20 protein-coding genes are annotated in these 24,523 nt (G+C 37.7%); 16 read left to right on the forward strand and 4 right to left on the reverse strand.

Annotated features, from left to right (window positions below; genetic code table 11):
• Positions 1–294 precede the first annotated feature (294 nt).
• A complete protein-coding gene (locus tag J7I93_RS09140; RefSeq protein ID WP_214725468.1) occupies positions 295–813 on the forward strand; it encodes an RNA polymerase sigma factor in 519 nt (172 codons plus the stop codon).
• 98 nt (positions 814–911) lie between these two features.
• Here the strand turns inward: J7I93_RS09140 and J7I93_RS09145 are convergent, their stop codons facing one another.
• A complete protein-coding gene (locus J7I93_RS09145) occupies positions 912–1,406 on the reverse strand; it encodes a hypothetical protein (protein ID WP_214725470.1) in 495 nt (164 codons plus the stop codon).
• Between the two features lie 434 nt (positions 1,407–1,840).
• On the opposite strand from J7I93_RS09145, the gene J7I93_RS09150 reads away from it, so the two are divergent.
• Positions 1,841–2,311, forward strand: a complete 471-nt coding sequence (locus tag J7I93_RS09150; protein ID WP_214725472.1) for a hypothetical protein — start codon at positions 1,841–1,843, stop codon at positions 2,309–2,311.
• Positions 2,295–2,924 carry a hypothetical protein gene (locus J7I93_RS09155; protein ID WP_214725474.1) on the forward strand — a complete coding sequence of 210 codons (630 nt, stop codon included), beginning with the start codon at positions 2,295–2,297 and terminating at the stop codon, positions 2,922–2,924. The genes J7I93_RS09150 and J7I93_RS09155 overlap by 17 nt, the downstream gene beginning before the upstream one ends.
• A 528-nt stretch (positions 2,925–3,452) precedes the next feature.
• On the opposite strand, the gene J7I93_RS09160 is transcribed toward J7I93_RS09155, so the two are convergent.
• Both J7I93_RS09160 and J7I93_RS09165 read right to left on the reverse strand, forming a co-directional pair.
• Positions 3,453–3,902: a hypothetical protein gene (locus J7I93_RS09160; RefSeq protein WP_214725477.1), complete on the reverse strand. Its 450-nt coding sequence runs from the start codon at positions 3,900–3,902 to the stop codon at positions 3,453–3,455.
• A gap of 423 nt (positions 3,903–4,325) precedes the next feature.
• Positions 4,326–6,161 carry a helix-turn-helix domain-containing protein gene (locus tag J7I93_RS09165; protein ID WP_214725480.1) on the reverse strand — a complete coding sequence of 612 codons (1,836 nt, stop codon included), beginning with the start codon at positions 6,159–6,161 and terminating at the stop codon, positions 4,326–4,328.
• Between the two features lie 660 nt (positions 6,162–6,821).
• On the opposite strand from J7I93_RS09165, the gene J7I93_RS09170 reads away from it, so the two are divergent.
• The 12 genes from J7I93_RS09170 (at position 6,822) to J7I93_RS09225 (ending at position 21,553) form a co-directional block, all read left to right on the forward strand.
• Entirely contained in the window at positions 6,822–6,971 is a 150-nt protein-coding gene (locus J7I93_RS09170) for a hypothetical protein (RefSeq protein WP_214725482.1), read from the forward strand.
• A gap of 868 nt (positions 6,972–7,839) precedes the next feature.
• Positions 7,840–9,393 carry a primase C-terminal domain-containing protein gene (locus tag J7I93_RS09175; RefSeq protein ID WP_214725484.1) on the forward strand — a complete coding sequence of 518 codons (1,554 nt, stop codon included), beginning with the start codon at positions 7,840–7,842 and terminating at the stop codon, positions 9,391–9,393.
• Positions 9,394–10,583: 1,190 nt separating this feature from the next.
• A complete protein-coding gene (locus J7I93_RS09180) occupies positions 10,584–11,357 on the forward strand; it encodes a hypothetical protein (RefSeq protein WP_214725486.1) in 774 nt (257 codons plus the stop codon).
• Complete coding sequence (locus tag J7I93_RS09185; protein ID WP_214725488.1) at positions 11,335–13,329, forward strand: type IV secretion system DNA-binding domain-containing protein; 1,995 nt, start codon at positions 11,335–11,337, stop codon at positions 13,327–13,329. The genes J7I93_RS09180 and J7I93_RS09185 overlap by 23 nt, the downstream gene beginning before the upstream one ends.
• Positions 13,316–14,383 (forward strand): conjugal transfer protein, encoded by a 1,068-nt coding sequence (locus tag J7I93_RS09190; protein WP_214725490.1) that lies wholly within the window; start codon positions 13,316–13,318, stop codon positions 14,381–14,383. The genes J7I93_RS09185 and J7I93_RS09190 overlap by 14 nt, the downstream gene beginning before the upstream one ends.
• A 6-nt stretch (positions 14,384–14,389) precedes the next feature.
• On the forward strand, positions 14,390–14,620 hold the full coding sequence (locus tag J7I93_RS09195; protein WP_214725492.1) for a hypothetical protein: 231 nt from the start codon (positions 14,390–14,392) through the stop codon (positions 14,618–14,620).
• Complete coding sequence (locus J7I93_RS09200; RefSeq protein WP_214725493.1) at positions 14,617–15,006, forward strand: TcpE family conjugal transfer membrane protein; 390 nt, start codon at positions 14,617–14,619, stop codon at positions 15,004–15,006. The genes J7I93_RS09195 and J7I93_RS09200 overlap by 4 nt, the downstream gene beginning before the upstream one ends.
• Positions 15,007–15,018: 12 nt before the next feature.
• Positions 15,019–17,469 carry an ATP-binding protein gene (locus J7I93_RS09205; RefSeq protein WP_214725495.1) on the forward strand — a complete coding sequence of 817 codons (2,451 nt, stop codon included), beginning with the start codon at positions 15,019–15,021 and terminating at the stop codon, positions 17,467–17,469.
• Positions 17,469–17,900 (forward strand): hypothetical protein, encoded by a 432-nt coding sequence (locus J7I93_RS09210; protein WP_214725497.1) that lies wholly within the window; start codon positions 17,469–17,471, stop codon positions 17,898–17,900. Before J7I93_RS09205 ends, J7I93_RS09210 begins: the two co-directional genes overlap by 1 nt.
• 11 nt (positions 17,901–17,911) lie before the next feature.
• Positions 17,912–19,918, forward strand: a complete 2,007-nt coding sequence (locus J7I93_RS09215; RefSeq protein ID WP_214725499.1) for a CD3337/EF1877 family mobilome membrane protein — start codon at positions 17,912–17,914, stop codon at positions 19,916–19,918.
• Positions 19,919–19,970: 52 nt separating this feature from the next.
• The gene (locus J7I93_RS09220) at positions 19,971–21,005 is read left to right on the forward strand and encodes a bifunctional lytic transglycosylase/C40 family peptidase (protein WP_214988655.1); all 1,035 of its coding nucleotides are present in this window, start codon (positions 19,971–19,973) and stop codon (positions 21,003–21,005) included.
• Between the two features lie 14 nt (positions 21,006–21,019).
• On the forward strand, positions 21,020–21,553 hold the full coding sequence (locus tag J7I93_RS09225) for a hypothetical protein (protein WP_214725504.1): 534 nt from the start codon (positions 21,020–21,022) through the stop codon (positions 21,551–21,553).
• 153 nt (positions 21,554–21,706) lie between these two features.
• Here J7I93_RS09225 and J7I93_RS09230 read toward each other — a convergent pair whose 3' ends face one another.
• Entirely contained in the window at positions 21,707–24,019 is a 2,313-nt protein-coding gene (locus J7I93_RS09230) for an AAA family ATPase (protein WP_214725506.1), read from the reverse strand.
• Positions 24,020–24,284: 265 nt separating this feature from the next.
• On the opposite strand from J7I93_RS09230, the gene J7I93_RS09235 reads away from it, so the two are divergent.
• Positions 24,285–24,488 carry a helix-turn-helix domain-containing protein gene (locus tag J7I93_RS09235; RefSeq protein ID WP_214725508.1) on the forward strand — a complete coding sequence of 68 codons (204 nt, stop codon included), beginning with the start codon at positions 24,285–24,287 and terminating at the stop codon, positions 24,486–24,488.
• The last annotated feature ends 35 nt before the right edge of the window (positions 24,489–24,523 follow it).

Genomic DNA, 24,523 nt, shown 5'->3' on the forward strand with positions numbered 1-24,523 from the left:
TATCCATTTTGTAAAATATATAGTTAAGCTGCTTGTCAGGAATGGAATTCTGACATAACCATTATTAAGACTTAGATATTCAAGAATAAGTTCTTCAAAGAAATAACATAGAGTTACTTTCATTACTGCCTAAGAATAAATTTCATATATATTTAACAAGAAGATCTGAAAAAAATACAAATTTTTCAAATAGTACTTTATAACATTTTGTTTTTAGTGTAAAATTACACTTGTGTACTATAGTGAATTTGTTTATTGATTTAGGATATCTAAATATAAAAAAACGATGGTGGCATGATGAATGGAACTAATGTTAATGATCAACTAAATAATTTAATAAATACATACAGTGATGATCTAAAAAGGGTGGCTTGGAGATATGTTAGGGATCAGCATTTGGCAGAGGATATAGTGCAAGAAGTTTTTCTTAAATGCGTTATGCATAAGGAGCAGCTTAAAGATATGCGCTCTATAAAGTCTTGGTTGATTACAGTCACGAAAAACCAATGTAAAGATTATATTAGTTCAAAGTACCATCAAAACGTGATTCCCTCGTCTGAACTCTTTTCTTCATATCAAATTACACCCGAATTAGAATTAATGACTAAACATACACGAGAAGAAATTTATCATAATATTACTAAACTTCCAGGTATTTATCAGGAGGTCCTGTATCTTTTTTATGTTAAAGATCTAAAGCTGCTAGAAATCCAGCAGCATTTAAATATTAATATCTCCACCGTGAAAACCAGGCTTCTTCGAGCAAGACGGTTATTAAAGTCTTCAATATTAGTGGATCATATCTATTCTTAACTATCTTTGAAAATCAATGAATTTGAAAACAGTAAACTGGCAATACTAGTTTGTATCCCCCCTTATACAAGCATCTGCACTCTGGCAGATGTTCTTTGTTATGTCATTTTCATCCGGCGTAACTCCTGCTCGCAATATGATTCGGCTGAAGATGTACTCCAGTATTTTACACCGGCAACGATTAAATCGGGAACGGGAATTTTTCCGCGATCATAGTAGTTCTTCACTTTGGCCCGATCGTATTTCAATCCTCTTTCAGTTAAAAACGCCGCAAACTGGCTTTGGCTCAGATAATTGTCACTTTCTTTCACAATAGCAAGAGTAGGATGCTGAATCAGGAATGTATCTTCTTTAAAGAACTGGGCTGTATATTCGAGAGCTAATTCAAGCCAGCCATCTTTTAAATGCCGATAAAGAAGCATTAAATCAAAACTCTCTCTAGTCGGATTCTCAAAAAAACGAGCTAATTGTAAAAAGGTACTTTCAATGTCATTAAATTGATCTGCAGAAGCTGCACTATCCTGGTCTTGTTCCAATATGGGATTTTTCAAATGGGGAAACAGCATAACAATTTGGCTCGTAGCTTTTTTCATTTAAATCCCCTCATGTAAACATTGTTTACTTTAGTTTATCACTAATTCTCGCTCTGTAAACCTGTTAAACAGTGAATATATATTTAATTCAATAGACGTTTCCACATCTTGGTTTTAAATGGTTAGCCTTAACCCCTTAAGAGCCCGTTTCATTACTTAATTTTTACACTTACTAATTTTACACCGGCTTTCTCGGCCTTTTTCGAAGCCTTCTGAATCTTCTTAAGCATTCCCTTATCATTGCGTTTTTTATTTAACATGATCTACACCCTCTCCTAAAGTCTCTCTAGTCGCAGTATTGACGGGTTAATCTAAAAATATACAAAATATAGGTTCTAAACCTCGTCCTCCCTTGCTATATATCTATAAAAAAGCGGAAAAGTGGAAAAATGACCTTATGGTAAATACTAAATTTGGTGAAAGTGGGGGAGAGGATGGATTACATCAATCCGTTATTTGACAAACCAGCAATAACAAATTCTAAGAAGCCGATAGCGAAAAGGCCTCAGAAATCACATAAGCAAAGATCTGTTCGAAAAGATAAGACACATAATATTAAGTTCCCCGTTTCACCCTTAATCCAGATGAAACTAAAGAGCTTTTGCAAACAAGCAGCAAGGATTGAAAGACAGCGGGGGAGGGAATCCATAAGTCAAACAAAATTTAACACCATACTGCTTCGCTTTGCTCTGCAGCATGAAGAAATAATCAATTGGACACATGAATACTCCGATACTAAGGTGTATATGCACACCAATATATTGGAAACCGAATATACAGAGGTTGGCGGCCCTCATGGGTTGGCTATAAGAAAGAACCTCTCAGAACGAAAAGTCGTTTACCACATGATACATTCTGTTTTGACATGGATGGAAGGAGAGGGGTCACTTGAAAAAATCTTATAGCAGTTTAAACATCCTTCAAAAGCGCTTATCAGGCGCTATGGATTCTAATGGATTACTTGGTACATTACTGTATGGGCGGAAATATATAACCATAACCATGCCTTATTATGATTACATAAGGGGAAAGGTGTTTATCCAAGATCTTCGCGATAATTATGAAGACGAAGTGCCTTATCATTTTGATATTGCTGTACTTCTCTATATGCTATATGACGATTTCCTTACTCAAGTAAAAAAGGGAGCAAAAAACGAGCAAATTGCCAATTACCTATTTGCCGGCAAGAAAAGATATTTTCAGAAGAAGACCAAAGCAAGACGGATTATGAAGCCACTTACACAACATATATTTCAATTTGAAACAATCGAAGAGGAAGAGGGGGATGTTAAGGTCCCAGAAGAAAAAACAGCTTATATTGAGCTTAGAATGCGTGAATCAGAAGTCTTGCGTGGGGAAGTTTTAATTCATGATGTTTTACCTTATACAAAGGATATTGAGATTTCGGTAGAAGAAATGATTACAATTGTTTATTTAGATTTTATTCAAAATGTAAAGAGTGATGGGAATTCTCTGAAAGTGCAGAAATCAATTTTGGCTCATTTAAAGAAAATTTAATCTTGAAAATGCTGTGTTATGGCTAGAAAATCATATAGAGTATAATAATAGATATTTCGTTTTTTTGGATAAGCTGAGGCAGAGTTAATCTCTTGGTGACTTACAGGTTTTTACCTGGAGATTGAAAAAGTAACCTGGAATGAGAAAAATGACATTACTGAGGACGTTAAAGAGATACAACCTGCTATAGCTATAAAGGATGATTTACCTTTTTAAAGTTCACAGAAAATACACAGACCAGCTAAGAAAAATAAGGTAGAATTTGGGTAGTGATACCGCCAGACACACATGGGTGAATGATAGTTATGTGGTATAGCTTTCATGTTGCTTCTCCTTATTAGAAACCAACCAGTTTCCCGATGGTTGGTTTTTTAATTGTAAAAAATTTTCCCCTCTCGAATGAGAAGGCTTTTCATTTTTTATTGAACGAAGGGGGCAGGTTTCTTTAATAAGAATCTATGCTGTTATGTCACATTAGACACAAATAGCGACATAAAAAAGAGAGATTTCTTCCTCTCTAAGATAAAATCAATTATCAAAGATAAAACGATCTTGAAATTTCCGTTCATTTTGCCCTTTGTTGTCTATGGTCCAAGTAACTATTACTTTCAACTTGGCTCCATTTAATAAGGGGAAGTTATGGTGATGAAAAGAGGGAGTTATGGATTCAATGTTCTCAATTGTGAATAGCTCTATATCTGATTCTACATCCGGGTCATCCCGATAGGCTTCTATCCTAACTAATTTGATGTTTTTATCTCCGATATTCTTTAAGTCCATACTGAAAAAATTAAAAATATTAGGATTTTTTGATCTGTTAAGTTCAGGATTCATATTATCTGGTCTTCCTATCTGCAAACTCCATTGTTTAGATGACATTTTTACAGGCAACTTCTCTGGTGATACAGCAAAGGAGTTCACGGGTACCAAAGTTAGGGATAAAACAATAATTAGTATTGATGTTTTCAATTTTTTCATGGTTCAACATCCTTTTTTTCTTAGGATGAATCTCATTTAAAATAATATACAATTTATTTAAGTAATGCTTTAATGCACATTTCGAAGAAAATATGCACTAAAGGAGAAGGTGGTTTTTCAACTAAAGGATGCTTTAAAACAATAAACGTTATAACAAAATAAGGACGATACAGTCACAACTACATTTTTTAAATGCCAAATACAAAGCAAATTTGACTGTTTTTTGTTTAAATGACTGCTGTAGATCTCTTTAACCAAACTTTACTTAAAACTGAACAGGTAAATTATTTTTAATTGGAGTGCTAGGTTGCTAATTGCTTGAAAATTAATGAATATATATTAATGAAAATGCACAAGTTAATAACATTATTAACATATACATGTATGATAGTTCTAAAAAAGTCCTCTAAACCGTTCGGTTTGTTAGAGGACTTTTTTACTTTCTTTAAGCCAATTAAGCATTTTTTCGTCATTATTTTTATTTTGCCGTTTATTCTCTTTCCGAATATACCGAGAGAGAGTAGTATGAGCAATCCCGATTTCAGCAGCAGCCTGACGAATGCTCATATTTAGTGAATCAATCATTTCTTTCATTGCTTCTGGAGATAAAGTGACTTTCTGTTCTTCTTCATAATGGAAAGATTGCTGCTCAAAGTTTGCCTTTATATTTGTATCCTTCATAGTATTTGCAGCTTCCATTGAGGCAGCAACTTCTTTTTGTGACGGTTCAAAGGTTCTAGGTAAGAGAGACTGTTCAAATCCAGCAGATGCATTTTCCTGTGTTATTTGATTCATCTGATCAATTATCCTCTTGTCAATCTGATGATTCGTCTGTATTAAAAAGTTCTTTTTATTTTCCTCTACCACCATTTCGGTTGGCAATATAATTACACTGAGCTTTGACCAATAGTCTTTAAACCATCCCTTTTTTCCAACCTTGTCCTCGTTTATTTCTTCGGTATACGCCCAGCTTCTGATTACATCATCCTTTTGAAGTTCATCTAATATGTTTTCAAATTTATCCCTTACCTGTACGCCATTATATCGAGCTGAGATATCTATGACCTTAAGCAGAGTCGAAACCTTAAACGGCTGCTGGAGTGTGCGTTTAATGGTTCTGATTTTCCACTGGAGATTTAAATACCTCGTTAATCGTTTTTGCTCCCTCTGGGTGTAATGGCTGTACTGGAATACCTTAAGGTCCAACATGCCAATGGATCGATTGGGACCAACCAGATAAGGGGTAAGAATATTAGTGGGCTTAACCTGAACGGCATATATTCCTTTGGCTTCACCTGTTTTCTTATCGTATGCCACCCTGACTTTCCCAATTTCAAACATTTTTTGAAAGTCTTTGAACTTATAAAGTTCGTTATCGTGCATTTCTTGCGTATTTATGACTTTAACTTTATGTTCGCCCAAAGAAATCCAAATGCTTGAGAGAGCAGCCACGCGCTTCATGATATTAAACCGGTCTTCTTCACGGAAATCTAGTTCTCGTCCATTCGCAGACCGTTTTTTTAAATTCCTAAGACGCAGGGCATCATTGCTGTGAAATTCAATAAAACCATCACTGCTTTTGGGTGTAACCATCCAAAGGTATGTAATTAAATCAAATAGGTCGGCAGTCATTTCATCCAAGGAGTTTAATGTGGATTCAATTAACTCCAGCCACATGGCCTGCTGGTCAGAGGCTAGCTCAGTCAATTGCGATTCATAAGGCCTCAATTCCGCCAAACCTCTGACTTTTCCCCGGTTATCGATGATTTCACTGGCCAAGTAACCAGGTTCCACTTCTTTAAAGTCCTTTTTCTTTGTAACGATGTCTCTCATAAGGTGGTAGTCGATATCCATACTGCCATAGATGTAATCACGCTCCAAAGCCTCGTCAATCTTTTCCTCATTTATACTCCGTTTTATTTCGTAATGAGGAAACTCATTCAGCAAATGGCCAGCTAATAATATTTTTATGGTGTCTTTGTATCTGTTTACTGCATCCCTTATCATATGCTTGGTTATCTGCTTTTCAGAGTAAAGTGTTTGTGTGAAGAGGAAAAATAACGCACGGAAACTAGGTTTCATGGATTCGTCAGGTGCCTGTCTTTTCAGTTCTTCTTCCGTCAGCACATAAGCGATTTTTTCCCACTCATCTAAGATGTAAGAACGATCTTGGAATAAGGATTTTACTTCTTCAAAGATTGAGATTTTCAAAAATTCATAGTTAAGAATCAGATGGTCTGGTAAATCATTGTATTTCATTGCAGAGCATCCTTTCTGATCATAAATATTAAAAGAGTGTAGCAAAGAAATAGGAAAATGCACCACTTGATAGTATTATACCAATAACTTATTGATTATTGGGAAGGAAATGCACCAAATACTACACAGGTTCCGCTATAGTTTCTTAAAAATGCACCACCAGGTAGTAAGCTTTTAGAAATAAAAAACAGTTATGCTGGTGATGATGTAGCTCTTCATTTTATAAATGAAACAATGTCTCTAGTTCCGGTAGCTCAATACCCTATGCCATGGCGTGCTTCGTTAAAAATAGTAATGGGGGAATTGTTAAACCAAGATTAAAACATTTTAACTAGTAATGAGGTGGCCTTATTAAGCTAACTTGTAGCTTATGTTGTTAATTTGGGGAGAGTTTTCTATAGAGGCTTCACTGATGATTGAAATTTCTCACCTCAAAACATCAGACCTGGTATTATAGCATCAATATCGTTTTTTATTATCCCTTTTTAAAATACGTATTTTAAACATAAGAATTTTATATTCATTAAAAAAGGATAAGTAAGGGGGTTCATATATTGAATAAGGTTTTAATTTTGACTCTTATATTGGTGTAATACTTATTGTCTTTACCTTATTTCGAGACACAAACAACAGGCTAGGGTATTTACACTAAAGAGTTTTATGAATGCTCATCATTTGGATGAAAATGAGAGTCAGAAAAAAAGCTTATTAGATATCAAAAATGATTGTTTTAAGGATATTGATAATGGTGATGGTACAACCAACGATTGTTTTGATATCGGAGACAGCGATGAAGATGGTGAAGATTAAAATCAATACCCTAATATTTACAAATGAAGATCCGGTTGTTGTACTCATGGGAGCTTGTGTCTTATAAAGGGCTGCTTGGCTTCAAACGCAATAATGTAAGGTGTTAGGATAATTTGTAGTGTAACTACGCTAACTGAACGAGGGCTCGAAGGGTACTGACTAGTAAGGAATCATTGGCTTCAGCAATCGGGCGCTTTGATGGAATAGAAAAAAACTAAGATATAAAGCTGATAGAGGATGATTAACATTACAGAAATTAATTTCCACAAACGACAAATGTTGGAATATTAAGTGTGTACAGTCTGCACCAAATCTGCACCAATTTTCTTGAACGAGCGGAACCTGTATAGAAAAAAGAATGAAAATGCACCAAAAATCTTCTTTGTGTACCAAGGTTAAGCGGAACCTGTGTACTAAAAAAACCCTTTCAAATCAGCAATTTTACGGACTACCTGCAAAATTTTGAGCTAAAACATCAAATAATCTGGAACAAATCTTGGAAACAGAGCGAAACCTGTATGCCAAAAATGCACCAACAACCTTAAAAGTGAGCGAAATCTGTGTGGTATATCTGGAGCCAATTTTCATTAAAAACGTTGATAATACAGCATTCTTTAACTTGTTATCCAAACATGCACCATTTACTAGTGGTACATTTCCGGATAATTTGGTGCAAATAGCGAGCGAAACTTGCATAATAAAAAATTTTTAACTTTTTTTTCATCCCTTGAGACTCTAGGTCTCAGGGGATGTTTTTTTTTGGTGCATTTCTCTTAGAGAACGCATATTTCCAAAAAACGATTTCGTTATACTTGTTTCAACAAAATATTCCAATGATTTTAGATCGTTTACAAGGCAGGTGTTGGGGATGGGATTACAGGCAGAAGAGAATAAAAGATACATAGTTTCACCAGTTGAAATTATGCAATTCATGACCCATAATAGCCTTCATCTTTATAAAAAAAAGGGATCCCGCGCACCTATCCATAAAGTTGCAGAATACGAGAAACATGATAGGCACAACCCGTACCAGAAAGGTGCGGTTTTTGTCTCACCTTCAAAAGCTGACCTTCTGGAAGGCAGAGGCTATGTGGTCACTTCTTATGAAACATTGCAGGACAAGCATCAGCAGCTGACCCACTGGACCCCGAATACATACCGGGGAGGAACCTACTATGACTTTAAAAACCGAGTCATTAAAGGGCATACCCGTGAAAATCTGAAACAGATTAATGTGATTGGTTTTGACATCGATACGAAAAATATCGACCTATATGCCATTTATTTGGGATGCGAGGAATTAGGGCTGCCGCGTCCAAATTTACTTTTGGAAACACCTAGGGGATTTCAGGTGTTTTTTGTCTTAAGCACTCCTTTTTACATACATAAAAAACAAGATTATAAGTCTTTAAGAATTGCAGAGCGATTATCTGAAAATATTCGGAAAGCCTTAACCTCATACATGCCAATTGATATGGGCTGTGTTCCATTTGGTTTTTACCGCATTCCCAAAAAAGATAATATCCTTGATTTTTACGATGAACCAGCTCAAACAAAACAGCTACTGTCCTGGTCAATGGAATTTGAAGAACAGGAACAAAAAAAGTTCCTCCATGTTGTCTATGATCATAATGCTTCACCATTCGATCAAACGTCTTCAGACTGGTACCGAGCTCTCATCTGTGCAACCGGCATAGAGGCTGGCCACCAATGCTCAAGCCGCAATAATGCCCTTTTGACGCTGGCACTTGCCAATTACTCCAGCGGGAAATCAATGGAAGAAGCATACGATGTACTTGATCAATTTAACAGTAATTTAAAGCAGCCTTTATCCAAAAGTGAGTTTGAGCGCATCCTCAAAAGTGCTTATTCCGGAAAATATAAGGGCGCAAAGCGTTCATATGTTGAACCGATGCTAGAGCTTTGGACGGATGGGACCGCTCAATTTCAGGGAAGGGAAGGGTGGTATAAATTTAAAAAGCCACGAGAAGAGCGTGTACGGTCCCATTATGACGAAAGAGAAGAAGATATCATTGCTTATTTGGATGCTCACACAAGCCCTGAAACACCGTTTCTGGAGGGTTCTTTAAACATGCTTGCTGAAACCTTTGGAATGGCTGTCTCTTCACTAAAAGAAGTCTTAAAACGTACCGGAAGGCTCATGAAAAAAACAATTGGGCGCGGACGTGGGGCTGTGACGAAAATAATGAGCAGAAATATGCTATTCAAAAGTTTATTGCATATGAGAAGAAAACAAATTCAGCATGCCCAATTAGCATTTGCAGAACTGCTGCCAGCTCTGCATTCTAACCGACTTGGAAAACCTCTTGAGATACCAGAGTTAGAATCCCAATTATTAATCCATGAAATAGACATCCTTTACCGATTCGGATCACCTCCGCCGGCTAAAATAACTAGCTGAAAATAAATGAGCCAGTCTGCCATTACATATCTATAGTATCCTATCCCTTTGGATTTACAGGAAGTTTTATATACTGGCTTTTGATTGCATTTTTTAAGTTCTGATTAACTATTTGCAGTTCTCATCTAGCATATGCTTATTTGGGACACGCATATCTGCAAATTTTATTATGAGTATGTTTATTGTTTTTCTATGTATTTAAAGGGGAAGCCTTAAATTTTATTAGACTTTAAATATACAAATTACATGCATTTCAATGCTGCTTGGAGGAGGCTTATAGGAAGTTATCAAATTGAAGTGAAGTTTATTTTTTAAAGACAAGGAGATAATTAATTTAATCCTGAAAAGTTAGAATGCGTTTCAAGGGGAAGAGTGTGGTCACTTTATTATTTAGTGTTCCAGGTTATTTTTATACTTTTTATAGGTGTTTTTACTTATTTGAATAATCAGATAATAGATATTTGGAATCATTTCCCTTTACAATCATTGCCAAACATGTGTACGTGTAGTACAGTGTAAGCAAGTTGAATAGACTGTAAATCTTATAGATTTATATGAGTAAATAACAAAATACTCAATGTCTTTTTGATTTATGGTTTTTTAATACTGAAACTCTTTATCACACAAGGGCGGATGGCCTCCTGTTTAGCCTCGTTGCCAGCAGAAGACCTCGCCTATACTACGTAAACATAGACGAGGTCTTCTGCTACTCGTCTAAAGGCGGAGGCCATCCAATATGTGATAGGGGAGATTAAGTAATTTTTGGTGTTGCCTGGAAGGAGGAGTGCTCATAAACTTAAGTGATAAATTCAGGAATAGTCAGTTCAAGTATAAGGTCAGGATCTAAAAATGTGAGTTCAATTTCTGTAAAAGTTTCAAGATAAAAGATAAAAGTTATGCTTAGCCGTAGATGAATATAAAAAGTTAATTAAAAGGAATAAAAACTAAATGAGATTTTGTCTTTGAGTGGTTCCTTGGTTTGCTATTCAGATTTACGTATAAAAATACGTTGATTCAAGATCTTTTAAAGGTTAATTTTGTGCATTAAAATTTTTAAACACAATCTGTCTTTCTACAGGCCAGCGTAAATATTTTTAATAGTTAGACATGATGTTTACGATAATGTTTACAATTTTGTAAACTGTTATAAGGGAGAGTGATTCCTAGATTTGTAGAAGAGGATGATTTTAATGATTCTGAAGTATACTTCGCTTAAAAAGAAAGATTTAGATTACCTTTCATTTATTCTGAGGAATGGAATGGTAACTGCGAAACAGATAATGCTGAAATTCAGGGAGCCAAATATACATCGGGTTTATCGCAGACTGCGAAAGTTAGAGAATCAAAAATATTTGAAACATGAACGGATTGCCCATAAAGTCGGGGTATATATTGGGACAATTGAGGCGAGGAAAATCACTGATATGCACGTAACAGTTCCTAATAAAGCAACGATCTATACGATGCAGCACAATCTTTTAATAACGGATTTAATTCTTTTTTATGAGATACAGTCTGAAAAGCAGGGCGTTGAATTTCAATATAGGACTGAACGGGAAATTCGCTTCTCTATGATTGGAGGGGGGGATAACCAGAGCAAATTGAAAGCTTATAATGATAAGCGGGACCGGATACCTGATGCTGTTTTCTTTTTTAAATCAGGTGACGGCAAGGTAACGACTACCTGGGTTGAACTGGAACTCAATAAGAAGGATCGAAAGCGGTATGATGATAAATTTAAACTGTTCGACGGAATGCTTTCAGGTGGTCAGCAGAATGATTATCTATACGCGTACGATCAAGTGATTTACTTTTCGAATGACCTTAAAATTCATAATGCCATTAATGAGGCAAAACAAAGATTGATTAATTCCAGTAAGATTACCGTGAGAAATGTCCCTTCTGTTATTCTGGAAGAACGCTGGGAAGAGGTGCTGCCTATTGGAACCCTTAATGGGGAATAAAGAGGAACCGAGACAGACGGAAACTGATCGGCTGATTGGAGATGCAGTGCTGTATGGCCTAATCGGGATACTAGGAATCCTATTTTTTCTTCCTGCTCTCTTTGGGATGCTGATCTTTGGTCTTATACACATTTTTAAGCGGGATTGGCTTCCATATGTGTCGCTTGGAATCGGGATTATCCTCTTGGTTTGGGAAGTTCAAACAGGACAGATTTTGAGCTATTTTGGGTTAATATCGGAAATGAATGTTCCATACATGTCCGCCGGTGTTGAAAAATTAATAAACCAAGGTAATATGATTGCCGTTACCGGTCATTCCTATGTTGTTTTACTGGGTTTGTCGCTTCTATTCTCGTTTGGCTATTTCATTTTTGCCAAGTATTTTTGGAAAAGGCGTGTGACGACAAAATCCGGGATGGTGAAGCATCGAAAAGAAGAACAGAAATACAAGGCTTTTCGAAGAAAACGGGTAATGTTTCTTGGGAAAAAACAGCTGCAGTACCGAAGAAAACGCTCTAACGAGGTTTTTGTGGGCTACACTGACTTTAAAGAACGAGTGCAGCTCGATTCAAAAGAGCTTAATTATCATATGCTGGCAACTGGAGGAACGGGTACGGGAAAGACCACTTTAATTGCTTCGTTAATGGAAGCAGCCCTCAAGCAGGGGAAACCGGTTATTTTTATGGACGGAAAAGGCGAAAGAAAGTCTATGCTTGAATTTAAAGCCCTATGTGAAGCATATGGCCGGAAAGTGTACTTGTTCTCTGAAATGGACGATCTCACATATAACCCGATCAAGAATGGAACACCAACTGAAACACGGGATAAACTCATGTCACTTTTCAGTTTTTCCAATGAGGGGGATGGAGCTTATTATACGGATATTGCCTCCCGTTATCTGCAGCTGGTCGTCAAGTTAATTGATGAAGCGGGTGTTCCCAGAGAGATTCGGACTATCGCAAAGCTAACTGATTTTAAATACATGAGTGAGTTTTTCAAAGATCACAGCATCCAGGAAGAAATTGAAGAGGAATTTCAGATTGAAACAGAAGAAGAAGTATTGATCGAACAGACAGGGAAAGCATCTGATGACGATTTAAGCGATTTTTTTGTTCCCTCAGAACCTAAAACAGAAACGGTCAAAAAAACGGTTACTCAAAAGCGAAAACGTTATGTTACGAAACTTCAGGAAGGTTTGCAGCAAATAAAGGAGACTCTGGATCATGAATTTCCAGAGGATATAGTCGAAGGCTGCCTTACCCGTTTGAAAATGCAGCTGGGTGAGCTGCTAGAGTCCGATTTAGGGCATTTATTTACGGAAAGCGAGAATGGGATTAACCTTCAAACTATTACGGATCAGAATGATGTGGTGATTTTCAGCATTTCTGGAAGCCGTTATGCTGATTACATTAAAAAGATCGGGAAAATGATCATCCTTGATGTGAATAGTCTCGTTGCCTATAGACAAGCCCAGGGACGGAAATCGATTTTTGGAGTCTATGATGAGTTTTCTGCTTATGGGGATCGGCGGATCGTTGATATCGTCAATAAGTCACGTTCAGCAGGCTTTGAATGTATTATTTCCACTCAAACGCTATCTGACATTGATGCCATAGATCCTATTATGACAGAACAAATCATCTCTAACTGTAATATTATTGCCACTGGCCGGGTTAACTCGTCAAAAGATGCGGAGCGGATTGCACAAGTATTCGGCACTTTTTCTGACCAGGAGATCACTCAGCAGATCGAAAAGAAGTATCCTCATATCCGTTATGAAGCAGCCATGGGAACCGTTCGCAATGTTGAACGATTTAAGGCAAATCCAAGTGAGATTAAAAATTTGCAGATTGGTGAAATATTCATCAATCGCAAAATGGTTGAGGAAGATACAGGTGATACTTATTTCCGACGGGTATATGTGCGAAATGCTCTAGAATTAGGAGGGATTCCATCCAATGAAGCCTCTTGAAAACCTAAAGCAGGGGTTTAAGCATCATACAGATCAAGGGCGCAAAAAGATATGGAAAGATGATAGACGGTTAAAATCATCTCGTTTGAATGGAAGACTTTTGTTTAGTATTGCCTTTTGGGCCGTGTTCGCCGGGGCGATTTTCTTTACTTTCCAGTCATGGGCCCGGACAGGTTTTTTAAATGAAAAGGTAAATGGCTATCAGGACAAAGCATCAGCCCAGATTGCGAGGCTCAATGAAGCGGGATTTGCCAATTCACCTGCTGGAGAAGATTATGCCGCCCAATTTATTGCCGCGTATATTAATGTGCCCTATAACGAGAAAGAGAGAGAAGAACGATCCAATACGCTTCAAAGCTATTTAGCAGAAGGGTTAACTGCTGGACAATTAGAAGACCTTTCAGCATTTGGGGGAAAACGAGTTTTGAAGAGTGCTAGCTTATATGATGTGAAGAATGTTTCCAATACAGCCGCGAGCTATGTGTATCGTATAGAATATGAACTTTTCAAGATTGTGGAGAAAGAACAGGAAGCAGAAAAAAAGGAAGGCAGTGAAGAAATAGCGGGTGAGGAGAAAATCACGGCTTATGAAGAAGCCCTCGGCAAAAAGGAGCAAATGATTGTCGTCCGTCTAGGTACTGACGGAAATTCCTTCAATGTCATTGAACAGCCTTACTATGAAGCTCTTCCGGCTGTAACCCGGCTAGTATCGGTTCAGGATAGTACGGATCAGGCGAATAGGAATACAAAGGCTGAAAGTGCTCTTAAGCAGTTTGCCTCCCAGTTTTTTACCTCCTATACGACTAATTCTATCGAGGAAATGTCCTATCTCATGGAGGAACCGGAAACGCTTCAAGGCCTTTATGAGTATAGAGGATTAGAAGACTTTGTGGTTTATGATGGAGAGCAAAAGGGGCAATACATTGTGAAAACACTGGTGCTTTTACAAGAGGGGGATGCCGATTTGCAGACGAAACACCCATTCACCCTTATCGTGACGAAAGAGAACAATAAATTTTATGTTCAGGACTTCAAACACACTATAGGAGGATGATTCCAAATGCCAGATATAACTGGTCTAACGGATTACGTGTCAGGACAGGTTGCAGCTGTTTTATTTATTGTTATGGTTGTCATGATCGTACGAGCTTTTATTTCGCAAAGATGGGGCATGTTCTTTTCCAGTTTTATTTTTGCGGTTGTCTGCTATGTAATTGTGTCTAATCCAGGAGAATTCGAAAGCTTGGCCAATGCCCTTTGGAGTCAAGTAAAAAGCGGTGGGCTCAATTGAGATCAGCCGCGTACAGTTACCGAAAGTTCTTTAAGCACCCTTTAAAAATTTGGAAAATTGGGAAAGGTGAAAAATCACTTGTTTTTTCCAAGGGGATTGAAATTAGGCAAATCATAGTGGCCCTGCTACTTTTCGGCTTTCTCTTTCTTTTTAGAGGGAGCATTAATCAGGTATTGCCTGCAACCTTGCAGCTAGCTTTTTATGCAATGCTTCCGTGGATCATCGCCGGAGCGGTCTGCCGAAGCAAATTGGACGGAAAACGTCTTGACCGTTTTTTTATCGGGTATTTCCGATACTTATATAACAGGCGTTTTAGCTACAGCAGCCATAAGCCTGTTTACCAGCCACAGATGAAGAAGGCACAGTCATATGAGCGATTCCAATAAGGTGGTGGTATCTTGCTGCAATTTCCGATTCACTCCTATAAAGACAATGTAGTTTATACACATGATTCAGAGGCCTGGTCTTACTACCGTCTGCATGAAAACACGGTAGGAATCAATGAACAGGAAGCTGAAGACAATTTGGTTAACCGGCTTCAAAGGCTTGCTTGGCAATTAGCATCCTTTGAAGAAATCGACTATAAAATACTACCTATTCCAGTGGATATCGATAAACGAATGGACAGCCTGAAGGAACAATATGAAGGCAAATATGCTGACATTGGGCACTATTATGCCGAGCGGGCAGCAGAGATCCTGCGTGAAGAGGCAAAACATGTCGTCGAATACAAATTTTTTGTAGGCATTAAGCTGAAAAAAAGAGAGACTGAGGAAAATCTCATCGATGCTTTCTCCTCTTCTTTTAAGAGCATGAACCGATATCTGCAAAAACTTGCGGGTTTTAGAGAAAGTGAAGTAGACGATTTAACATCCAGACTGTTTGAAGAATCTGAAGAGGATGCTTATACAACCCTTAATAATTATCTTGGGGCTTACCGGCTGAAAGAAAAAGAATTGCGCTATCTGATACGTCATCAATTTGTCAGGGGACAGGAACAGACTGGCAATGAAGAAAGCCTGTATAGCCTTACAGAAGGCATTCTTGACCCAGGGAAAGCCGGATATCTTCATATCAAGCAGCTGGAGAACGAATCGTGGTGCGCGTTTCTTCCAGTATCGGATTTTCCGATTGATCTTCGATATAAAGAGTGGGCATATTTTTTTCAGTCTTATCACTTTCCAGTAGAAGTCAATATGCGTACGGTCTACAAGAAGAGAAAAGAGGATGAAAATCAAACCAATACCATTAAAAAGCGCTTCCGTGATCAGGATGCCCAGCTGATCGAAGCAAATGAAGATGATGACAGCCTGATTAATACAGGGCGGGAACTGCTTCATCAGCTTGAAAATGAAATCAGAAACCAAGGAAAACCACTTCTAAGAACTCACATTCATTTTGTTGTTTACGGCCAGACAAAAGAAGAAGTCCGAAAAAGAGCCAGAAGGCTTAAATCGGATTTTAAAGATCAGCAAATTGAAATTGAACAGCCACTGGCCGACCAACTTCTTCTATTCCATCAATCTTTACCTGCAGCTAAAATCACTGCTGAGGATTGGGAGCAGATCCTGACTCCTGAATCATTTGCCGAATCTCTTTTCTCTCTTACTCGAAAAATCGGAAATACTGTTGGTTTCTATCTCGGGAAAAATATATCGCATACCGGCGAAAGCATTGAAAGCTCACAATCTCTTGTTTTTTATCATCCCTTTTTAGCTCATCTGGGTCTAAAAGGCTCCAAGTATTCTTCGCCGCATGTCACAATCTCAGGACCTACAGGGATGGGGAAATCGTATCTTCTAAAAGACATTTTACTGAATGCTGTCTTTTTTGGAGCGAAGGTTCTTATGACTGACCCGAAAAACGAAGTAGAAAAGAAATTCAAGCAGGCCCTTACACCTGAAATGGAGCAATCAGCTCCATTCTTTAAAGAGCTGATTGAAAGCTTTAACTATATCACACTATCTAGCGAGAAAAAGGATGCTGGAAAGCTTGATCCCCTCACTTTCCTTGAAGGGGAAGAGGCACAGGATGCAGCTGTGGGTGTTCTGGAATATTTATCTGAACTCCAATCGAATGAGCGGAATGTGAAAACAGCCATTTACAAAGGTGTTCGTCACGTTCTTCAGCAGGATGAGAAACCAGGGCTGTTAAAAGTGGTTCGCTATTTGCAGGATTCGGATGATCCGGAAGTACAGAATGTGGGGGATTTGCTTTATGAAATCGGAACAAACGGAGTTGCCAAACTAATGTTTTCAGAAGGCGATGCGGCAGGGATCAGCCTTCATGAACAAGTAAACATCCTGCAGATTCAAAACTTGAACCTTCCGGCAGAGGGGGAAAAAGCAGCAACAAGGGATGAGCATATAGCCGTTGCCCTGATGCAGCCTTTGGCCAAATTCGCCACCAAATTCGCACGGGATGATTCCGTTATTAAGATGACCATTTTTGAAGAAGCATGGATGCTTATGAATACGGGGGCCGGCGACCGGCTGATCAATGAGCTGCTGCGCACTGGCCGTTCCTTAAGATCAGCTGTTTATATCATTACGCAGTCCACTTATGAATATAACAAGCCGCAGATCAAAGAAAACATTGGCACCAAGTTTGCTTTTAAAGCTAAAACAACTGAAGAAGCAGCCAGCATCATAGAGTTCCTGGGCATGGAAGATAACAAAGCAAACAGGGATATGCTTAAGAACCTTTCAGAAGGCCAATGTATTGTAGAGGATATGTATGGGCGTACTGCCAAGATACAGATCGATGTGCTGTTTGATGAGTGGATCAGCGCCTTCAACACTAAAGAAAACGATCGTGGAAGAGCAGAAACAGAGGAGGCGTTTATGTAATGAGAAAACTAGTATTCTCTTTATTTGCCCTGATTCTACTAGTAGCTGGGTGTAATCAAGGCCCAGCTTCAGAAGATATTGCGAAACTGGCTTATGAATGGGAGAAGGCAAATTTTGATCGTGATTATGAAAGAGAGCAAGAGCTTATTTATGGAAAAGGTTCATATGAAATTCACAAAACTACAATAAAAAAAGAGTCAGGATTAAAATATGAGGATATTCGTTATGAAATTTTTTTTGATGAAGAACTTGAACGCTATTATGTTTTTGCAGATTTCAAAAACCCTAATGGTGAAAATTCAGTAGAAGATAATATTGTCTTTCGAAAAAAAGATGATGAATGGAAAGTAGATGTGAAAGAAAGTGTGGATGTAGTACGGGAAGATATAACAGACCAGCTTGACCGAGAAGCTTGCATTAACTGCGAATAAGGAGGGGTTGGATGAACACCCTTAAACAAGGCTTGGGCTTTTGTTTATTGATGTTATTTCTTCTAATGCCAACGGGTTCACTAGCCGAAGATCCCGCTCCCACTGTTCAGAAAAGAGAAGAAATGGTTGGCCGGGTAACACTGGAAAGCAAAGAGTATCCTCTCGATCACTACAGAATGGAAGCAGATATCGGGGATGGCATCAAGGAAGCTGGCGATCATGCCTTGCATTCTATAAATCAAGGGATGTGGGGGTTTAACAAGACAATTGCAAGTTTTACCCTTTATTCCGTTAACCAGCTGATGAGTTTTGATTTAATTAGCACCATTGTGAATGAAGCAGGCATCATGAGCGATCGCATCTATGAGATTATGTCGGGAACATTCTTATCCTTGTTTGTCGTTATTGCTGGTGGAATAGCTGCCTGGAGGTATTTTGTAAACCAGCAAATGGGGTATGCGGTTAAAGCGATTATTGGCGCTTTGGCCATCATGACTCTTATGTTTTGGTTTTACTCTAATGCGACGGGAAACATTAAATGGCTCAATGATCGGGGAGCGGAACTGGAAGGGATTGCGAGCTCTGCCAATGTGCTGGTCAGTTCTGACGGGTTTGACAGTAACGCAGCCTATGATTCGAAGGAAGGAATTGCCGTACTGGAAAATCAACTCTTTAACCTTATGGTCAAACGGCCATATCTACTCTTAAACTACGGATCTACAAAGGAAACGGAAGTTGTAAGCGAGGATCCAAATCGAGTAGATAAACTTTTAGAAATCAGACCTTACAATGAAGAAGGTAAAGAAAATAGGAAAATTATTGTTGATGATGAGGCTTCGAACTTTGGCAACAAACAAATGACACCTGATTTTAGCGGTGAACGCTTTGGTTATCTTATTGTAACAATCATCTCTACCATTGCACTTTCCATTCCAATCTTGATATTAGGGATCTTTAAGTTTTTGCTTCAAGTCTGGTTCCTGGCTCTGGTTATTTTCACTGCGATTCCCTTAGTACTTTCCCTAATTCCGTCCTACAGTGAAACAGCATTAAATCATGGGAAAAAGCTTGTTGGCGTGCTCTTGATGAAAGCTGGATTAGTTCTCTTGATTGCTGTTATTACAGGCCTTGTGACCTTGCTCTATGAATCAATTAAAATAACCAGCGGGGTAGAAGGATATGCTTTTGTTGTCTTCTTAATCTGCATTACCATTTGGGGACTGTTTAAATACCGTTCTGAAATCTTCGAGGTTGCATCAGCCGGCATGATTCAAGGCCAGCAAGTGGCTGAGCGAATGGCGTATGCAACAACCAGTTCAATTGGCGAGGCAGGAGAAAAAGGGTATCAAGGTGTAAAACGGATGACAAAAGGTTCCTATTTAGCTGGCGGGATTACAAGAGGAATTCTTAATCGACAAAGTGCTGAAAATGATACCTCTTTTGCAGCTCCTTCTAAAGACGTAATAGGGCAGTCGCAGGTTTCAGGATCCAAATCAGCTAAACGAGGTCCCAGCCGACAAGAGGAACTAAGTAAAAGCACGGCTGAAATAGCTAAAGGAGGATCAGCTGCAGGGTTTGCGGCAGCCACAAATGCATCCAGACGATCGGCATCACGAAATGCTGGGTCGGCCATTGTAAATTTAGCTGATTACAAAAAGGAAAAAGATGAGGGTCCTGCTAATAATGCTTTCTCTGGACCCAAAACCGGTAATACAAACCGCAAGATTTCGGAAGCTCGGAACCACAGTTCGGAAGGTCATAAGGAGACTGCTAAGTCTAACGGCCATCAAACAGCAAGATCAACTTCCGGCGACCGGAAAACTTCCTCTCATCGGAAGCCTTCATCCAGAATGGAAGGTCCAAAAGGAGCAGCTGCAACAAGGGAATCTGGTAAACATCTAACACAGTGGGAAGCCCAGCAGCAGATCAATGCCCGAAAAGCTGACTCATCTTCCGAAACGACGAAAAGATCAGTAAGCATGAAACCAAAAGCCGAGGAGTCAGATCAGGAACGCTGAAGAAGCGGAGAATATTGCTGATCATTCGGAACCGGCTATGAAAGGAGTCCATATGCAAGGAGTCTTGAAGAAAGGTGCAAAAGCTGCTGGAACCCTAGCTGTTCTTAAAAACCCTCTTACTTGGATACTTGCAGGCATCCTTCTTCTTACAACTATTTTCGGAATCACCTTATTTCTTTCTATTAGCCTGGGCGGTGAAAAGCAATTTGAATTGGGCTTGTCTGGAGAAGGAGCAGAAGGTACGGCCCAAGTATCGGCTGAAGTTTTGCGATATGAACCTCTTATTCGAAAATATGCAGAAAAATATGGGATTGGTGAATATGTGGGCCTTATTATGGCGGTCATCCAGCAAGAATCAGGAGGAAGACATTTAGATGTCATGCAATCTTCGGAGTCCATTGGACTTTCTCCTGGAGCTATAACCGACCCTGAATATTCTATACAAATTGGTGTCAGATATTTTGCAGAAGTGATGAAGCAAGCCAAAGGCGATATTCATCTGGCTTTGCAGGCCTATAATTTTGGAAATGGATTCATTGAATATGCATTAGAGCGCGGAGGCTATTCCAAGGAAGCAGCCATTGAGTTCAGCAATTTGATGGCTGCTAAAACAGGATGGCCCCGATATGGTGATGTAAATTATGTTAACAATGTGCTTCGCTATTACTATTCTGAAGACGGAAGCGCTGCAGTTATCAGCGACGGTGCCCAGCGTTTTGATGTGGAGGAAGTCCATGCACTCATGAAAGAGTTCCTTGGCTTGCCTTATGTATGGGGCGGCAGAACACCAGCAGCTGGGGGATTTGACTGTTCGGGACTGCTGGAATATGCATTCGCACAAGTGGGAATTGATTTATATGGAACAGCACAATCACAATATAACAAAACAGTACCTGTTCCTGAAAATCAAATTAAGCCTGGCGATTTAGTCTTTTTCTCCACCTACAAGCCTGGAGCATCGCATGTTGGTATGTATGTCGGCGATGGGAAATTCATAAATGCCAATGGCAGCAGCGGCACTTCATATTCTTCAGTTGAAGAATGGAAAAAGTTATATCCCTTCTTAGGCTTCAGGCGGATTCAGTAAAGAGGTGAAGGTTTGTGGAACCAAATCAAAAGAAAAACTACATCTTACTCATGATTGGGTTTATCGTTGCGGTTATCGTCATTCTATATGTCTTCAGTTTACGTACGCAGCTGCAGGAAGTCAGGGCAAACCAAAGCAACTATGAAGAGAAAATCGATTCTTTATCATCCATTCAGAACACGGACGCATTAAAGGCAAACCAGGAGTTTCTAAAAAAATTCTTCAACTATCAAACGACTGCAGAACGATATCAAAACATTAAGTCTTTCATGACTGATCACGGATATAAATCCACACATCCCTCAGGCACCGAGCTGCCAGATTCAGAACAATCGGTGAAATCCTCTATAACTGGGTTAAAGCCATTTGAATATCAGTCGTCGAAGACAGAGGCTGAATTCTTTAATGAATTTAAGCTAAGCACAGAATATAATGATATTGCTAATACGGAAACGGTCATTGTCAAAACCTCTTTGATCTATGTTATAGATCAAGGATGGAAGGTTGATGATGTTGAGTTTATTGGACAGTTTACGGGCAGAGATTAATAAACTTTAATAAACGATTATATATTATTTTATGGAAAACATAGGAACTTATTGAGTTAATATTGGGAGTTTAGGGTATCTTGCCCTGAACCGTATCATAAATAACGGTAAACCTTAAGTGAGTGGACAAAATGAGTTTGTCCACTCGAGTAATTAACCAACATTATGTACACCTTGTAATACATTTAAAGTGCGTTTTACATACGTAAGTAATTCTGTATGATCTAGTTGTTCGGAATCGGCATACGGATTTTTGTCGTGGTGGAATTTTTTACTGTAATCATTAATATCCTCAAGTTCCGTAAGTTGATTTTTCATTCTCTTTAAGGGCTCAGTCTCTTCCTGCCTAACTTTATCAATAAAATTACCTAGCCACTCATTACTTTTAAAGTCAGCTGGAAAACGAATCCGTAAGTTTCCCTCAAGTAGCGGGCGAATACATCTTGCAACTGATCTAGGATCGACTTCAGTTTTTCCTTCCAGAAAATCAGCTAAAGTAAAATAACTTTGGTAATAATCGGATTTAGTTTCAGATTCAATGTCCCAGTTTCCTATTGTACTATCTGTGGTACCATCTCTTTTGACACACAATTGAGTTAATAAAGTTTTTTTATCAGCATACTTACTCCAGAGCGCTCTCGCGAAGTAAGTGTCATGTGTTAATACTAATACTTGTCTTGCAAGATTAGAGTATCTAACCACTTGATCTGCTGTATAACCTTTCCTATGGTTATCCATACTTGAAATCGGATCATCAAAGATGAGTATTTTTCGTTCAATGTCAGGATCAGTTTCTAATTTTGCCAAGAAGAATGCAAAAGCCAAACTACTTTTGTCTCCTTCACTCAATGTATTTTTAAAAGAAGCAGTGGTTAATGGTGATTTTTCATTTCCAAGTTGGACAGGTATATTATTAATTGATAATGAGAAATTACTACTAGGTTTTCCTCCTAAGAAACTTGATTTATAATCAGAAATTTTAAAGCTAGCTCCACATCTTTCTAAATGCCAATTAATTCGTGTTTCGTATTTTTGAAATATCTCTTCAGTATATTGATTTAATTCGTTTTTGACTTGTGTTTTTAATTTACTTAACTTTTTTATTTTGCCTAATAATTCTTTATAGCTATTAATCAATTCAGATTTTTCACTTGAATAACGTAGTTGAATGTTTTTTAATCGTTCTAAAGAGACTTTTTGATTTTGTAAAGATAATTTGTCTAAAGATAATTTTCTTTCCTCAATTTTTTGATTAATAGATTCAACTTGTTCATTGTATCTAGATAGATTATCTAAAATGGCTTGGTATTGCTTATGCAATTTAACTATCTCTTTTGAGATTGTTACCTCTTCTAATGGAGAACGCTTTTTAATATCTAATACTTCTGTAATAGCAGAAGTGAATAACTCCCAAGTGTTGTTTATACTTTCAATAGTTAAGTTTAGGTTATTGTCTAAAACAATATGGTTTTGCCAGAATGATAATAAATTCAGGTTTTTGTTTAAACTTGTATTCAAGGAAGAAAGTGTATTAAACCCAAATTTTTCTTTGAAAGAAGTACTGAGAGTATTTATAAATTTAAGGGATTCTTGATATTCTGAACTAAAATATGTTTTAAATGCAGCAACGATTTCGATTCCACTAATATCCTGTTTACAGAATGGACATTGGTCACTTTCCAATTTAGTGACACCATATTCAAGCCAATTTTCTCCTTTCTCATCGAGCAATTCCTTTATATGTTGTTTTGTTAATACCTCTGCTTTATTACTTATTAAATTGAGTGAAACTCCCGACAAACTAGCTTCAAATTTATTAAGATCAAAAGATGGTAGGCTGAGTTTAGTAAGCTTCTGTTTAGTTTTTATTTCTGATTCTTGTCCAAGTGAATACAAAGATTTCTCAATCTTTTCGATTTCCTCTTCAAGGTTTTCTTTTTCTGGTAGTTTAATAAAATCTTTTACTGATAGCAGACCTTGGATACCAAGATTAATAGATTTTTCTAAATCCTTTTTATTTACATTTTCTATTTTAAGTTGAGATTCAAGGTCATCAAGCTTTTTTGCTTTCTCAACGCCAATTTTCCCAATCGTTAATAGGTATAACTGTTTCTTTTGATCATGTTCTATAATATTTTTTGAATAGATGTTATCTGTGATATAAGTAGAATCGAATATTTCAAATTCATATTTGGGTTTATTATCCCAATTACCTCCTTTAAATTTATAGCTCTTTGTATCGCATAATATATTTATTGACTGTTCTCCAGAACTGCCAAGAGTTTTTCTACCAATGATAAGTTCAGGATTTTGGTCATTTAATGAACGTAAGATATGTGATAGTGTAGTTTTTCCACGTCCATTTTCGGAATATATAATATTCATCCGATTAAAGTTGTTAGTACCTTGTGCAGATAATGCACGGAATTTCCCAGTGTTTTTTATACTAATAATTTTTTGGATCAACTCATAATCTCTCCTTTCTAAAATCTTGCTAATACTTTTATACATAATTGTAAAATTCTACATAATTTGATATAATACCTTCTTTTTCTACATAAAGTTAGATTGTTAAGTTATTAATGATTATGTTGGCTTGTTTAAATATAGGATATTTATAAAACACATTAATTAATTGACCTTACACTATTGTAAGGTTTTCTCTATTTTTCGTTTGTTAATGTGCTATAATAAAATTGTCTTTTTTTTACATAGCTAAGGAGGACTTTGTATGATTATAAGCTATGATAAATTGTGGAAACTCTTGATTGATAATAAGATGAATAAAACGGAATTGAAGGAGCAGGCTGGAATTACATACAATATATTAGCTCGCCTTGGAAAATGCCAACCTGTAAATCTAGAAAGCTTATATAAAATTTGCAAGTGCCTCGACTGCAACATTGGAGACATTATGGAATTTGAAAAAGAATAAGCAATTTTGTGGAAATAAGGTGAAGGGGTTGAGCT

Source organism: Bacillus sp. ISL-47 (genome assembly GCF_018613175.1).
Taxonomy (GTDB): domain Bacteria; phylum Bacillota; class Bacilli; order Bacillales; family Cytobacillaceae; genus Cytobacillus.

What these genes read in the sequence shown, in the direction of transcription:
- J7I93_RS09180 (WP_214725486.1), top strand. Translation starts at nt 10,584, where the DNA reads ATGATTCTGAAGTATACTTCGCTTAAAAAGAAAGATTTAGATTACCTT.
- J7I93_RS09195 (WP_214725492.1), top strand. Translation starts at nt 14,390, where the DNA reads ATGCCAGATATAACTGGTCTAACGGATTACGTGTCAGGACAGGTTGCA.
- J7I93_RS09190 (WP_214725490.1), top strand. Translation starts at nt 13,316, where the DNA reads ATGAAGCCTCTTGAAAACCTAAAGCAGGGGTTTAAGCATCATACAGAT.
- J7I93_RS09165 (WP_214725480.1), bottom strand. Translation starts at nt 6,161, where the DNA reads ATGAAATACAATGATTTACCAGACCATCTGATTCTTAACTATGAATTT.
- J7I93_RS09220 (WP_214988655.1), top strand. Translation starts at nt 19,971, where the DNA reads ATGCAAGGAGTCTTGAAGAAAGGTGCAAAAGCTGCTGGAACCCTAGCT.
- J7I93_RS09140 (WP_214725468.1), top strand. Translation starts at nt 295, where the DNA reads ATGATGAATGGAACTAATGTTAATGATCAACTAAATAATTTAATAAAT.
- J7I93_RS09150 (WP_214725472.1), top strand. Translation starts at nt 1,841, where the DNA reads ATGGATTACATCAATCCGTTATTTGACAAACCAGCAATAACAAATTCT.
- J7I93_RS09170 (WP_214725482.1), top strand. Translation starts at nt 6,822, where the DNA reads ATGAATGCTCATCATTTGGATGAAAATGAGAGTCAGAAAAAAAGCTTA.
- J7I93_RS09235 (WP_214725508.1), top strand. Translation starts at nt 24,285, where the DNA reads ATGATTATAAGCTATGATAAATTGTGGAAACTCTTGATTGATAATAAG.
- J7I93_RS09160 (WP_214725477.1), bottom strand. Translation starts at nt 3,902, where the DNA reads ATGAAAAAATTGAAAACATCAATACTAATTATTGTTTTATCCCTAACT.
- J7I93_RS09175 (WP_214725484.1), top strand. Translation starts at nt 7,840, where the DNA reads ATGGGATTACAGGCAGAAGAGAATAAAAGATACATAGTTTCACCAGTT.
- J7I93_RS09145 (WP_214725470.1), bottom strand. Translation starts at nt 1,406, where the DNA reads ATGAAAAAAGCTACGAGCCAAATTGTTATGCTGTTTCCCCATTTGAAA.
- J7I93_RS09215 (WP_214725499.1), top strand. Translation starts at nt 17,912, where the DNA reads ATGAACACCCTTAAACAAGGCTTGGGCTTTTGTTTATTGATGTTATTT.
- J7I93_RS09210 (WP_214725497.1), top strand. Translation starts at nt 17,469, where the DNA reads ATGAGAAAACTAGTATTCTCTTTATTTGCCCTGATTCTACTAGTAGCT.